At 66.9% G+C, this 12,884-nt stretch carries 12 protein-coding genes; 7 read left to right on the top strand and 5 right to left on the bottom strand.

Annotated features, from left to right (window positions below; translation table 11 throughout):
- Nucleotides 1–13: 13 nt before the first annotated feature.
- The 5 genes from OU994_RS01115 to OU994_RS01095 form a co-directional block, all read right to left on the bottom strand.
- Nucleotides 14–799: an enoyl-CoA hydratase/isomerase family protein gene (locus tag OU994_RS01115; protein WP_281609282.1), complete on the bottom strand. Its 786-nt coding sequence runs from the start codon at nucleotides 797–799 to the stop codon at nucleotides 14–16.
- 10 nt (nucleotides 800–809) lie between these two features.
- The gene (locus OU994_RS01110) at nucleotides 810–2,426 is read right to left on the bottom strand and encodes a carboxyl transferase domain-containing protein (protein ID WP_281609281.1); all 1,617 of its coding nucleotides are present in this window, start codon (nucleotides 2,424–2,426) and stop codon (nucleotides 810–812) included.
- A gap of 12 nt (nucleotides 2,427–2,438) precedes the next feature.
- On the bottom strand, nucleotides 2,439–2,909 hold the full coding sequence (locus OU994_RS01105; protein ID WP_131148561.1) for a YchJ family protein: 471 nt from the start codon (nucleotides 2,907–2,909) through the stop codon (nucleotides 2,439–2,441).
- Nucleotides 2,910–3,190: 281 nt separating this feature from the next.
- Nucleotides 3,191–4,456, bottom strand: coding sequence for a D-amino acid dehydrogenase (locus OU994_RS01100; protein WP_281609280.1), 1,266 nt, complete (start codon nucleotides 4,454–4,456; stop codon nucleotides 3,191–3,193).
- A gap of 243 nt (nucleotides 4,457–4,699) precedes the next feature.
- Nucleotides 4,700–5,173 (bottom strand): hypothetical protein, encoded by a 474-nt coding sequence (locus OU994_RS01095; protein ID WP_281609279.1) that lies wholly within the window; start codon nucleotides 5,171–5,173, stop codon nucleotides 4,700–4,702.
- 243 nt (nucleotides 5,174–5,416) lie between these two features.
- Between OU994_RS01095 and OU994_RS01090 the strand changes: the two genes are divergently transcribed.
- From OU994_RS01090 to OU994_RS01060, 7 genes are all read left to right on the top strand, one after another.
- Complete coding sequence (locus OU994_RS01090) at nucleotides 5,417–6,097, top strand: GntR family transcriptional regulator (RefSeq protein ID WP_281611556.1); 681 nt, start codon at nucleotides 5,417–5,419, stop codon at nucleotides 6,095–6,097.
- A gap of 24 nt (nucleotides 6,098–6,121) precedes the next feature.
- Entirely contained in the window at nucleotides 6,122–7,003 is an 882-nt protein-coding gene (locus tag OU994_RS01085) for an N-acetylmuramic acid 6-phosphate etherase (RefSeq protein WP_281609278.1), read from the top strand.
- Nucleotides 7,004–7,089: 86 nt separating this feature from the next.
- Nucleotides 7,090–8,352: an MFS transporter gene (locus OU994_RS01080; protein WP_281609277.1), complete on the top strand. Its 1,263-nt coding sequence runs from the start codon at nucleotides 7,090–7,092 to the stop codon at nucleotides 8,350–8,352.
- Nucleotides 8,353–8,489: 137 nt separating this feature from the next.
- On the top strand, nucleotides 8,490–10,130 hold the full coding sequence (locus tag OU994_RS01075; protein WP_229420615.1) for a glycoside hydrolase family 10 protein: 1,641 nt from the start codon (nucleotides 8,490–8,492) through the stop codon (nucleotides 10,128–10,130).
- Nucleotides 10,131–10,138: 8 nt separating this feature from the next.
- On the top strand, nucleotides 10,139–11,068 hold the full coding sequence (locus OU994_RS01070) for an N-acetylglucosamine kinase (protein ID WP_281609276.1): 930 nt from the start codon (nucleotides 10,139–10,141) through the stop codon (nucleotides 11,066–11,068).
- Nucleotides 11,069–11,076: 8 nt separating this feature from the next.
- Nucleotides 11,077–11,925 carry an N-acetylmuramoyl-L-alanine amidase gene (locus OU994_RS01065; RefSeq protein WP_281609275.1) on the top strand — a complete coding sequence of 283 codons (849 nt, stop codon included), beginning with the start codon at nucleotides 11,077–11,079 and terminating at the stop codon, nucleotides 11,923–11,925.
- Nucleotides 11,926–11,977: 52 nt separating this feature from the next.
- Nucleotides 11,978–12,592: a M15 family metallopeptidase gene (locus OU994_RS01060; RefSeq protein WP_281609274.1), complete on the top strand. Its 615-nt coding sequence runs from the start codon at nucleotides 11,978–11,980 to the stop codon at nucleotides 12,590–12,592.
- Nucleotides 12,593–12,884 lie beyond the last annotated feature (292 nt).

Here is a 12,884-nt window from a genome sequence, read left to right as displayed (position 1 = left end):
GAAACTCCAAAAATCAGGTGAGCCAGGAAGGCTTCCTCTTCTCGAGGAACGCGGCGACGCCTTCGCGGCCTTCGCCCGAGGCGCGGATGTGCGCGATGCGGTGGGCGGTATCGGCCACCAGCGCATCCGTGACGGGCTGGTGGGCGATTTCGCGCACCAGCGCCTTGGCCTCGCGCACGGCATTGGGGCTGTTGGCGGCCAGCGCGCCGGCCACCGCGGCCACCTGGCCATCCAGCGACGACGCGGTGGCCACTTCGTGCACGAAGCCGATGCGCAGCGCTTCCCTGGCATTGAAACGTTCGGCGGTGAGGAAGTAGCGCCGCGCGGCGTTCTCCCCCATCGCCTTGATGACATACGGCGAGATGGTGGCCGGGATCAGGCCCAGTTTCACCTCGCTCAGGCAGAACTGCGCTTCCTCGGCGACGATCGCGATATCGCACGCGGCCACCAGCCCCACGCCGCCGCCGTAGCAGTCGCCGTGCACCTTGGCCACCACGGGCTTCGGGCATGCATGGATGGTGCGCAGCATGTTCGCCAGCGCCATGGCGTCTGCACGGTTCTCGTCTTCCGAGTAGCCGGCCATTTTCTTCATCCAGTTCAGGTCCGCGCCGGCGCAGTAGGCCGCGCCGTTCGCGGCCAGCACGATGGCGCGGATCCCGTCGACCTGGCCCAGCGCCGTGAAGGCGGCCGTCAGTTCGGCGATCGACTGCTCGTTGAACGCGTTGCGCACATCCGGGCGGTTCAGCGTGACGGTGGCGACGGTGCCGGCCGTGTCGAGGGTGAGGGTGTCGTAGTTCATGCTGGGTTCCTTACATGCGGAAGACACCGAACTTCGTGTCGGGAATGGGGGCGTTCATCGCCGCCGACAGGCCCAGGGCCAGCACGGTGCGGGTATCGGCCGGGTCGATGATGCCGTCATCCCACAGCCGCGCGCTGGCGTAGTAGGGATGGCCCTGGTGTTCATACTGTTCCTTGATGGGCTGCTTGAACGCGGCTTCCTCGTCCTGCGACCATTGCCCGCCCTTGGCCTCGATGCCGTCGCGCTTGACGGTGGCCAGCACGGAGGCGGCCTGCTCGCCACCCATCACGGAAATGCGCGCGTTCGGCCACATCCACAGGAAACGCGGCGAGTACGCGCGGCCGCACATGCCGTAATTGCCGGCCCCGAAACTGCCGCCGATGATCACCGTGAACTTCGGTACCGCGGCCGTGGCAACGGCGGTGACCATCTTGGCGCCGTTGCGGGCGATGCCTTCGTTCTCGTACTTGCGGCCCACCATGAAGCCGGTGATGTTCTGCAGGAAGACCAGGGGGATCTTGCGCTGGCAGCACAGCTCGATGAAGTGGGTGCCCTTCAGCGCCGATTCCGAGAACAGGATGCCGTTGTTGGCGATGATCCCCACCGGCATGCCGTGGATGTGGGCGAAGCCGCACACCAGCGTGGTGCCGTAGCGGGCCTTGAATTCATCGAACTCGCTGCCGTCGACGATGCGCGCGATGACTTCGCGGATGTCGAACGGCTTGCGGGTGTCGACGGGGATCACGCCGTACAGCTCTTCCTGCGCGTATTTCGGTTCCACCACTTCGCGCATATGAGATTGCAACTGAGCGTGCGGCTTCTGGCGGTTCAGGTGCGAGACGATGTTGCGTGCCAGGGCCAGCGCGTGGGTGTCGTTCTGCGCCAGGTGGTCGGCCACGCCGGAGAGGCGCGTGTGCACGTCGCCGCCTCCCAGGTCTTCCGCCGTGACCACTTCGCCGGTGGCCGCCTTCACCAGCGGCGGGCCGCCCAGGAAGATCGTGCCCTGCTCCTTGACGATGATCGATTCGTCGCTCATCGCCGGTACGTACGCGCCGCCCGCGGTGCAGGAACCCATCACCACGGCGATTTGCGGAATGCCCTGCGCGGACAGGTTGGCCTGGTTGTAGAAGATGCGGCCGAAGTGGTCGCGGTCGGGGAACACTTCATCCTGGTTCGGCAGGTTGGCGCCGCCGGAATCGACCAGGTAGATGCACGGCAGCCGGTTTTGCTCGGCGATCTCCTGCGCGCGCAGGTGTTTTTTCACCGTTATCGGGTAATACGTGCCGCCCTTTACCGTGGCGTCGTTGCAGACGATGACGCATTCCTGGCCGGACACCCGGCCGATGCCGGTGATGATGCCGGCCGATGGCGCGGCGCCGTCATACATTTCATAGGCGGCCAGCTGGGAGAATTCGAGGAACGGCGTGCCGGGATCGAGCAGCAGGCGCACCCGCTCGCGCGGCAGCAGCTTGCCACGCGCGGTGTGCTTCGCGCTGGCCGCCTGGCCGCCACCTTCGGCCACCGTGGCGACGCGGGCGCGCAGGTCGTCCACCAGTGCCGCCATGGCGGCGGCGTTGGCGCGGAAGTCTTCGCTGCGCGGATTGAGTTTGCTGTCGATGTGCGGCATGCGGTGTCCCCTTTATTCTTTGATCGGAAAATCTCCGTCGACGTAGAACCAGCGCGGCGTGCCGCCGAGGGCCGGGTCGGGCTCGCGCAGGAAGCGGCTGATCTCGTGCAGGCGCTGGCCCTTGCCGTGCTGGCGGAAGCGGGCCACGAATTCCACGTAGTCCTGGTCCGGGTGATCCTGGCCGGCGAAATCTGCTTTACGTTGACGTAAACGTAAAGTCGATTTTACCTCAAGTCCCAGCCATTGCAACGGCTCATCCGGGTCGACGATCCGCTCGGTCGGGCGAGTGCTGGGATGCCAGGTGGCCAGCAGGTAGGGTTCGTTCTTCAGCGTGTAGGCCGTGTAGCGCGAGCGCATCAGCAGCTCGGCCGTGGCGGGCAGCGCGCTGCCGTCAACGAACCCGTCAAGATAGGGGCCGCAGCACGCCGCCAGCGACGGCCCACCGCCGCAAGGGCACCCGGCCGGGGTCTTCGTCTTGGACATGGCAGGTCGGACAATGAAAAGGCGACATTATCCGCCATAACGCCCCGGCACCGCTCCCACCACGAAAAGTTGCCAGGAAAATGGGGACGTACCCTATTTTTCGAGAAACATTTCAAATTAACCGGAGCCTGTCACCGGTTTTCGGGAAACATTTAATTAATCGGAGCCTGTCACCGGTTTTCGGGAAACATTTCAAATTAATCGGAGCCTGTCACCGGTTTTCGGGAAACATTTCCAGAGAATCGGAGCCTGTCACCGGTTTTGAAAAGAATCGGAGCCTGTCACCGGTTTTCGCGGGGCCAGGCGAGGAAGTCGAGGGGGAACGGGGTGGGGCGGCCGGTCATCAGGTCGGCGAGGAGGGCGGCGGTGCCGCAGGCGAAGGTGAAGCCGAGGGGGCCGTGGCCCACGTTCAGCCACAGGTTGCCGTGCCGGGTGGGGCCGAGGAGCGGAGCGCTGTTCGGGGTGGCGGGGCGCAGCCCGGCCCACGGTTCCATGCGCGAGTAGTCGGCGGCGGTGGGCATCGTCTCGCGCACCAGGCGCGCCAGGCCGGCCACGCGGCGGGCGTCCAGCGACGTGTCTTCGCCCACCATGTCGACCATCGCGGCGACGCGCAGCTGCTTGCCGATGCGGGCATACAGCGTCTTGCGTTCGAAATCCGTCACGCTGATCTCGGGCGCCGTGTGCCCGGCGCCGATCGGCGCGCTCAGGCTGTAGCCCTTCAATGGATACAGCGGCAGCGCGATGCCGGCGGTGGCAGCCAGGCCGCGGCTCTGGATGCCGGCCGCCAGCACGAATTGCTCGCCCGTTACCCAGCCGGCGTCCGTCTGCACGGCCGAGACCCTGCCGTTTTCCGTGAACAGGCACGTCGCGTTGGCGTGGATGACGCCATCAAAGCGGGGATGGGCCTGGAGTCGCCGCTCCAGGGCCAAGCAGAATGCGTGGCAATCGGCCACCGCCTCGCCGGCATTGAAGATGCCGCCGGCGAGCCGTGGCGCCAGCGCGGCCAGCGCCGGTTCCAGCGCGGCGGTTTCAGCGCCGGACAGCACGCGGCGCCGGTTGTCCGGATCGGGCCTGGCGACGGCGGCATCGAATGCCGCCCGCGAGCGGTACACGACGAGCTTGCCCGCATCGCGCCAGCCGAATTGCGCCAGCGGCACGGCCGGTTCCAGTTGCACCATCATGCGCCGGCTGTGTTCCCCCAGTTCCAGCAGCTTGGCGGTGGTGCGCCGGTTGCTGGCCGCGTTGCAGTTGGCGAGGAACCGGGCAAGCCAGCGCCACTGCCGCATGTCCGCTTCCGGCTTGAAGCGCAGCGGACCCGCTTCCTGGAGCAGCCATCGCAGCGCTTTCCAGGGCACGCCCGCATCGGCCAGCGGCGCCACGTAGCGGTAGCTCAGCTGCCCGCCGTTGCGGTAGCTGGCACCGTTCCCGACGGCGGGCGCGCGCTCGACCAGGGCGACGCGAAAGCCGGCCTCCATCAGCCACCAGGCCGACGTGAGGCCGACGACGCCGCCGCCAATGACGACCACCTGGTGTTCTTTCTGCTGCATGCTGCCGATATCCATGTCAGGTAAGGGATGCCGCGACGACCGGCCGGCATCGAAGGCTCGCGCCGGGTCCTGGAGTCGCCGTTGGGAGGATACGATGCGTGGCGCGCCGATGCCTGTCCTGTTGCGTGCCTGTGCATGAACCGGCGCCCGGGCGCGTGATCCATGCCGGGCCCGGGAAGCATTGCGGCTGTTGAGGAAACGAATGGGGGCGGCAGCGCCGCCCGGCAAGCTTGGGGTGCTGTGTTACTTCTTCTTCTGGAGGTTCATGGCGCGCACGAATGCCACGTTGGCGCGCTGTTCCCTGGTGAACGTGGCCAGCAAGTCGGCGGCACCTTTCTTGTCCATCGATTCCTCGAACATGACATAGAACCCGGCATGGAACATGGCGAGCATGGTCAGCGCATAGTCGCGGCTCGACAGGTTATGGCGCTTCAGGGTTGCCATGGCCACCTTGTCCGACTCGATCTTGCGCATCACTTCCTCGGCGGTCGGGCCGCCGTTGTCTTTCTTGCCTTTCTTGCCGTTGTCTTCGTCGTCATCATCGTCCTTCGGCTGGTAGCCGGATTTCTCGAGCTCGACCTCGATGGCTTTCAGCTTCGTGAAGACATCCTTCGTCAGCAGGTAATGGTCGGGATCGAGCTTGGCTGCGCCTGCCGCGCCGGAGCAGGCGATGCCGACAGCGAGAAGTACGGCGGAGATGGTGTGGAACAACTTCATTGTTAACCTCTTGTCAGGGCGGCAACGGGCGCCGTTAGTCAGGGACTGGATGGAAACGCCGCCTGCGGCGCTTCGTGCGGGATGAAAACAGCGGGCATTGTCCTTCACCGTTAAACTAGAAGGTATAGGAGAATTGTCATGATTTTGCAGCAAGCATCGGAACCCACCGCCCGGCAGTCCGAAGGTTCGAAGCCTGAAGGTTCAAAGCCGGAAGGTTCAAAGTTAGATACCTCGCCGCTGTACATGCAGATCGCGCGCAAGCTGACCGATGACGTGCTCGCGGGCCGCTACCAGGTGGACCAGGCATTGCCGTCCGAGCGCACGCTGTCCGAGCAGCTCAAGGTCTCGCGCGTCACTGCGCGCAAGGCCATCGACCAGCTGGTGGAGCAGGGCCTCGTGGTGCGCAAGCGCGGTTCCGGCAACTACATCGCGCCGCGCATCGAGCAGCCGCTGTCGAACCTGTCCAGCTTTTCCGAGCAGTTGCAGCAGCGCGGCTACAAGCCGGGCTCGCGCTGGCTGCGGCGCGAACTCGTCATCGCCGGCGCGGACGAGCAGATGAGCCTTGCCCTGTCGCCCAACACGCGGGTGGCGCGGCTGGAACGGCTGCGCCTCGCGGACGACGTGGCGATGGCCTATGAAGTGAGCGTGCTGCCGGCCACCGTGGTGCCCGACCCGGCCGCCATCGGCGATTCGCTGTACCAGTACCTGGAAAGCGTGGGCAAGCCGCCGGTGCGCGCGCTGCAGCACATCCGCGCGATGAACGCCCCGGCCGACCTGGCGCGGCAGCTCGACGTACCGGAAGGCCACGCGGTGCTGTTCATCACCCGCATCGCCTATCTCGAGAATGGCGAGGCGGTCGAGCTGACCCACTCCTACTGCCGCAGCGACCACTACGATTTCGTGGCAGAGATGCGGCGCGGCTGAAGGGTTTCGCATTACACTCGTGTCATGCTGAAAACCGAGACCCCGAGCAGCGAACACACGCAGCTGGACCAGTATCCGGTTCCCGAGCTGGTGGCGGCGTTCGTGGACGACCAGTTCAATGCCGTGCAGGCGGTGCGCGCGGCCGCGCCGCAGCTGGCCGCCGCCATCGAGGCCGCGGTACCCCGCATCGAAGCGGGCGGGCGCCTGGTCTACGTGGGCGCCGGCACGTCCGGCCGGCTCGGTGTGCTCGACAGCGTGGAGCTGTACCCCACTTTTTCCTGGCCGCCGGCGCGCGCGGTGGCGCTGCTGGCCGGCGGCGAAGGCGCGATGTTCGTGGCCGTCGAGGGGGCCGAGGATGACCGCGCGCAGGGCGAGCGCGACCTGCTGTCGGTGGCGCCCACCGCGAACGACGTGGTGCTGCTGCTCGCCGCGTCGGGCGGCACGCCCTATGTGCTGGGTGCCCTGCATGCCGCGCGCGCGGCCGGCGCGCTGACGATCGGCATCGCCAACAACACCGCTTCGCCGGTGGCCGGCGCGGCGCATGTCGGCATCACGCTCGATACCGGGCCGGAAGTCATTTCCGGCAGCACGCGCCTGAAAGCGGGCACGTCGCAGAAGATCGTGCTGAACACGATTTCCAGCGCCATCATGGTCCGGCTGCACAAGGTGTACGGGAACTTGATGGTAGACTTGAAGCCCACCAACGCCAAGCTGTTCGCGCGCACGGTGCGCCTCACGATGCATGCCACCGGCGCCGATGAAGACGCCGCGCGGGCCGCGCTCGAGGAATGCGGTTTCCACGTCAAGGTGGCCATCGTCGCACTGCTGAAGAAGGTGCCGGTGCCGCAGGCCGCGAGCCTGCTGGCCCAGGCCGGCGGCAGCGTGCGCGGGGCGCTCGGCGCCTGATCAGGTGCATGGCCAGGCGCCCGCGCATCGCCGATCCCGGCATCGCCGGGCCAGGCCGCCCGGTTTGTAACGATAACAAGGATGTAATGAAAGCTGTGCAGCGCAGTCCCTGGTGGTGGGTGCCCACCCTCTACTTCGGCCAGGGCATTCCCTATTTCGCCGTCTTGAACCTGTCGCTGGTGATGTACAAGAACACCGGCTTCTCGAATGCCGATATCGCGTTCTACACGTCATGGCTGTACCTGCCGTGGGTGATCAAGCCGCTGTGGGCGCCGATCGTGGAAATGTTCGGCACCAAGCGCCAGTGGACCGTGGTGCTGCAGGGCCTGACCGGCGTGGCGCTGGCGCTGGTGGCGTTCACCACCCACCTGCCGGCGTTCTTCCAGATGAGCCTTGCCGTGCTGTGGCTGATGGCCTTTTCATCGGCCACGCACGATATCGCGGCGGACGGCTTCTACATGCTGGCGCTGGGGCAGAAGGAGCAGGCCGCCTACGTGGGCGTGCGCAGCACCTTCTACCGCCTGGCCAACATCACCGGGCAGGGCGCGCTGGTGGCGCTGGCCGGCATTTTGATCACCCGCACCGGCGATCCGCGCACCGCCTGGTCCATCGTGTTCGGCTTGCTGGGCGTGGTCTTCGCGCTGCTGTGCGCATACCACTTCTTCATGCTGCCGCGTCCCGCCGCCGACACGCGGGCGCGCCTGAAGGGCAATCCGTTTACCGAGTTCCTGCTCACCTTCGCCGCCTTCTTCCGCAAGAAGGGCATCGTCACGATCCTTGGCTTCCTGCTGCTGTTCCGCCTCGGCGAATCGCAGCTGCTGAAGATGGTGGTGCCATTCCTGCTCGACCCGGTCGCCGAGGGCGGCCTGGGGCTGGACAACACGCAGGTGGGCTTCGTCTATGGCACCGTGGGCATTATCGCGCTGACGGTGGGCGGCCTGCTGGGCGGCCTGGCCATCGCGCGCTTCGGCCTGAAGCGCTGCCTGTGGCCAATGGCCTTCATCCTGCACGTGCCTGGCCTCGTGTTTGTCTACCTGTCGCAGGTCCAGCCCGACAGTATCGGCCTGATCGCGGTGGCGATGGCGATCGAGCAGTTCGGCTATGGCTTCGGCTTCGCCTCCTACCTGATGTACATGATCATGGTGTGCGAGGGCGAGCACAAGACGGCCCATTACGCGATCTGCACCGGCTTCATGGCGCTGGGCATGATGGTGCCGCAGATGGCCAGCGGCTGGCTGCAGGAACTCATGGGCTACCAGCACTTCTTCATCTGGGCATCCCTGGCGACGATTCCCGCGTTCGCAATGACGGCGCTGGTGAAGATCGACCCGGAATTCGGGCGTAACTGAGCCGGGCCAGGGGGCGCCAGGTGGCGTTTTCCGGATGATCCGGCCGGAAAACGGTGGATCGCAGCGGCCATCCCACGCGACCGGGACGCGGGGAACCCGGCCGCTGGGATTACAATATTGCCGCTTATTTCACAGGAGTGGTCTTGGCTTTCGATCGTAACAAGCGGCTTTTGCTTTCCGCCGGCAGCGCCGGCGTCCTGGCGGCAATCATGAGCGCATGCTCGACATCCCCGACGCGCCCCGAGGATCCCGCCGCCGGCCCGGTGGCGGCCGGCCCCGTGCCGCACCCCGAACCGCCGCGCTACACGGGGGACGAACCGCCCGCCGCGCCACGCGAATTCCGCGCCGCGTGGGTATCCACCGTCGCCAACATCGACTGGCCCAGCCGCAGCAACGCGCCGCCGGCCAAGCAGCAGGCGGAAGCGATCGCCATCCTGGACCGGGCCAAGGCGCTGAACCTGAACGCCATCGTGCTGCAGGTGCGGCCCAGCGCCGATGCGATCTATCCATCGAAACTGGAACCGTGGTCCGAGTTCATGACCGGCCGCTCGGGCAAGGAACCGTCGCCGATGTGGGATCCCCTGCAATTCTGGATCGCCCAGGCGCACGCCCGCGGCATGGAACTGCATGCGTGGTTCAATCCCTACCGCGCGCGCCATGGCGCCGCCCGCACGCCGCTGGCCAAGGAGCATTTCGCGAATACCAACCCGCAGGCCGTGAAAACCTACGGCAAGCTGCTGTGGATGGATCCGGGCGAGGAAGCGGCCGCGCAGCAGACGCTGAACGTGATCCTCGACGTGGTGCGCCGCTACGACATCGACGGCGTGCACATCGACGACTACTTTTACCCGTATCCGATCGAGGCGCCGGCCGCTTCCGGCGGCGAAGCGTCGGCGCTCGATACGCCATCCTGGCAGAAGCCCGAGCTGCCGTTCCCGGACGAGCCATCGTGGCAGCGCTACGTGCGCGGCGGCGGCACGCTCGACCGCGCCGGATGGCGGCGCCAGAATGTCGACAGGCTGATCGAGCAGATCTACCTGGGCATCCGCCGCGAAAAGTCATGGGTGAAGTTCGGCATCAGCCCGTTCGGCATCGGCCGCCCGGACCGCCGGCCGCGCGGCATCGCCGGCTTTTCCCAGTACGACAAGCTGTATGCCGATGCCGAACTGTGGCTGCAGAAGGGCTGGCTCGATTACCTGGCGCCGCAGCTGTACTGGCCGATCGCCCAGGCGCCGCAGGCCTATCCGGTGCTGCTCGACTACTGGCTGGCGCAGAACACGCGCGGCCGCCACGTGTGGCCGGGCCTGTTCACCAGCCGCACGGCCGACGGCTCCGCGAAACCGTTCGGGCCGAACGAGATCGTGCAGCAGATCGATGTCACGCGCAGCCGCCCGGCCGCGCGCGGCCACCTGCATTTCTCGATCGCCCCGCTGATGCAGAATCGCGGCGGCCTGTATGACCGCCTCAAGGTGCAGAGCTACCAGAGCGCCGCGCTGGTACCGGCCTCGCCATGGCTGGGCGACCGCGCCCCCGAGGCGCCGACGGTGGCCGTGAAGCGGGGCGAGAATGGCCTGGCGGTGGCGCTGGGCACGTCGAAGAACGCCATCACCTACGCCATCTGGGCCCGCTATGGCGACGAATGGCGCTTCACCGTTGCGCCGGCCACGAAGAACGAGGTGGTGCTGCGCGACCTGGCCGGGGTGCCGGCACGCGCCGTGGTCGTCACCGCTGTCGACCGAGTCGGCAACGAAAGCGCGCGCGCCAGCGCGAAAGTGTAGGGGCACCGATGGACACTGGTCTCGGCATCGATGCGGGCGGCACGCAAACGCGCTGGGCGCTGGCCGATGCCGGCGGCGCCATCGTGGCCGAGGGGCATGTGGCCGGGCTGTCCGGCTTGCAGATGGCCAGCCCGGCAGGGCGGGAGCGCGTGCGCGCCACGTTCGAGACGCTGGCGCGCGACGTGCTCGATGCGTCGGCCGCGCATGGCCGGCCGCGCCGCATCAATGCCGGGCTGACGGGATTCGGCGGCGACAGCACCGTGCTCACCGGCTGGCTGGCGGAACTGCTCGGCGTGGCGCCGCGGGATATCAGCCTGTGCAACGATATCGAGATCGCCTTCCTCGACGCCTTCGCACCGGGCGCCGGGTACCTGGTCTCCGCCGGCACCGGCTCGATCGCTGCCTTCATCGACGCCGATGGCACGTTCCACCGTGCCGGCGGCCGCGGCGTGGTGCTGGACGATGGCGGCGGCGGCTTCTGGATCGCGCGCGAAGCGATGCGCCGCATCTGGCGCCGCGAGGACGAGCAGCCCGGCGCCTGGCGCTCTTCGCCGCTGGCGCAGGCGGTGTTCGATCACGTGGGCGGCAGCGACTGGGCGTTTTCGCGGCAGTTCATCTATGCGCGCGAACGGGGCGAGATCGGCCAGCTGGCGCTGGCCGTGGCGCGCAGTGCGGACGACGATGCCGAGGCGCGCGAGATCTTGCGGCAGGCCGGCGCCGAACTGGCCCGGCTGGCGCGGGCACTGGTGGCCCGCTTCGGCGCGCGGCCCATCGTATTGTCGGGCAGGGCGGCGCAGCTGCATCCGCTGGTCGCGCAGGCAATGCGGGAGTCGCTGCCGGAGGTGGCAAACGGTATGCTGGCGCTGGAACAAAGAACGGTGCGGCCGCACGCGGCGGCTGCGCGCCTGGCCATCCGGCCCGAATCAACCACGACCTGACTGACACGATGACCAAAATCCTTCTCGCCACCCTGCTCGCTGCCGCGCTGGCCGGCTGCGCCACCACGCCGTCGGCACCGCCGTACAAGGTCGATCACTCGCTGACGGCGAAGGGCCAGGCGAGCCGCGTGCGTTTCATCGTGCTCCACTACACCGTGTCGGACCTGCCGCGTTCGATCATGCTGCTGACCGAGAAGGAAGTCAGCGCCCATTACCTGCTCACCGACGAACCGCAGCCGAAGTTCTATGCGCTGGTCGATGAAAAGAACGCGGCCTGGCATGCCGGCCTGTCGAACTGGAAAAATTTCACGAACCTGAACTACAGCTCGATCGGCATCGAGATCGTCAACCCGGGCTTCACGCTGACGCCCGATGGCCGGCGCCAGTACCACCCGTTCGCCCAGGCGCAGATCGACCAGCTGATCCCGCTGCTGAAGGACCTGGTCAAGCGCCACAACGTGGCACCGGAAAACATCCTCGCCCACTCCGACATCGCGCCGCAGCGCAAGCAGGATCCGGGTCCGCTGTTCCCCTGGAAGCAGCTGGCCGATGCGGGCCTGGTCCTGTGGCCGGACGCCGGCGCGGTGGCGCAGCACAAGGCGCGCTTCGAGGCGGCCATGCCGGATATCGCGTGGTTCCAGAAAAAGCTGGCGCAGCACGGCTACGCAGTGCCCAATACGGGCGTGCTGGACGAAGCCACGCACAATACGCTGATGGTATTCCAGACCAAGTACCGGCAATCGAACTGGGATGGCTGGCCGGACGCCGAAAGCGCGGCGATCCTCGAAGTCCTGACGACGCCGAAGCCGGCACCGCAGCCCGTCCCGGCCGCCGCCGCCGCGGCGACGAAGCCGTAACGCCGGCGCCGCGGACTTTTTTCCGTCACGCCCGCGGCCAGGAGGAGCATGCATGACGACGCCCACGATCACCAGCGAACAGATCGCGGCCCATCCGGACTACCGGCACCTGTCCACCATCGCCGGCATCGGTATCGACCTGCGCTATGCGACGCCGCACAACTTCGTCGGCCGCGACCTGTATTCGCCGCTCGACTGTGCGTGGCTGCACCGCGACGCAGCCGCGGCGGTCGAACGCGCCGTGGCCTGGCTGGCCGCGCGCCGGCCTGGCTGCCAGCTGCTGATCCTGGACGCACTGCGGCCGCACCGCGTGCAGGAACAATTATGGGAGGCGCTGGCCGGTACCGGGCTGCGCATGTACCTGGCCGACCCGGCACGCGGCTCGATCCATTCGTACGGCATGGCGGTGGACGCGACGATCGCCGCCGAGGATGGCCGCGAACTCGACATGGGCACCGGCTTCGACGACATGACCGAACTGTCCCACCCCGCGCTGGAGCCTGAGATGCTGGCGGCCGGGAAGTTGGCTGCGCAGCAGGCCGCGAACCGCCAGCTGCTGCGCGACGCCATGTTCGGCGCCGGCTTCGTGGGCATCAACAGCGAATGGTGGCACTTCGACTGCGGCGACCGTGATCTGGTGCGTGCAGGCTTTACCCGGGTTCTTTAGAAAAATCGGTGACAGGCGCTAATACCGGTTAGATAGCACAATTAGATGTCGCAAGCAGCGGTCGCGTCACAGGGGGCCGTCCCCGGTAAGTGATAGCTCCAGCCACAGTCGCCGGCATTTCAAGGGGACTGACCCCGATTTTTGCCCGCATTTCGGCGACGTCAGCAAGAAAACCGGGGTCAGTCCCCTTGGAAGCGCTTGTATCCAGGCTCGTGGACAATACTTACCGGGGACAGACCCCTGCGACTCTGGCGATCTCTCGACATCATGCATGCCAGCATTCCCCCGTGCC

The sequence above is a fragment of the Pseudoduganella sp. SL102 genome (genome assembly GCF_027856995.1).
GTDB lineage: Bacteria > Pseudomonadota > Gammaproteobacteria > Burkholderiales > Burkholderiaceae_D > Rugamonas > Rugamonas albidiflava.
Note: the sequence above shows the minus strand (reverse complement) of the source record. Positions and strands in the feature narration are given on the sequence as shown.

Excerpts from the sequence above, each read along its gene's own strand:
- OU994_RS01115 (WP_281609282.1), bottom strand. The coding sequence starts at position 799 with ATGAACTACGACACCCTCACCCTCGACACGGCCGGCACCGTCGCCACC.
- OU994_RS01110 (WP_281609281.1), bottom strand. The coding sequence starts at position 2,426 with ATGCCGCACATCGACAGCAAACTCAATCCGCGCAGCGAAGACTTCCGC.
- OU994_RS01105 (WP_131148561.1), bottom strand. The coding sequence starts at position 2,909 with ATGTCCAAGACGAAGACCCCGGCCGGGTGCCCTTGCGGCGGTGGGCCG.
- OU994_RS01100 (WP_281609280.1), bottom strand. The coding sequence starts at position 4,456 with ATGCAGCAGAAAGAACACCAGGTGGTCGTCATTGGCGGCGGCGTCGTC.
- OU994_RS01095 (WP_281609279.1), bottom strand. The coding sequence starts at position 5,173 with ATGAAGTTGTTCCACACCATCTCCGCCGTACTTCTCGCTGTCGGCATC.
- OU994_RS01090 (WP_281611556.1), top strand. The coding sequence starts at position 5,417 with ATGCAGATCGCGCGCAAGCTGACCGATGACGTGCTCGCGGGCCGCTAC.
- OU994_RS01085 (WP_281609278.1), top strand. The coding sequence starts at position 6,122 with ATGCTGAAAACCGAGACCCCGAGCAGCGAACACACGCAGCTGGACCAG.
- OU994_RS01080 (WP_281609277.1), top strand. The coding sequence starts at position 7,090 with ATGAAAGCTGTGCAGCGCAGTCCCTGGTGGTGGGTGCCCACCCTCTAC.
- OU994_RS01070 (WP_281609276.1), top strand. The coding sequence starts at position 10,139 with ATGGACACTGGTCTCGGCATCGATGCGGGCGGCACGCAAACGCGCTGG.
- OU994_RS01065 (WP_281609275.1), top strand. The coding sequence starts at position 11,077 with ATGACCAAAATCCTTCTCGCCACCCTGCTCGCTGCCGCGCTGGCCGGC.
- OU994_RS01060 (WP_281609274.1), top strand. The coding sequence starts at position 11,978 with ATGACGACGCCCACGATCACCAGCGAACAGATCGCGGCCCATCCGGAC.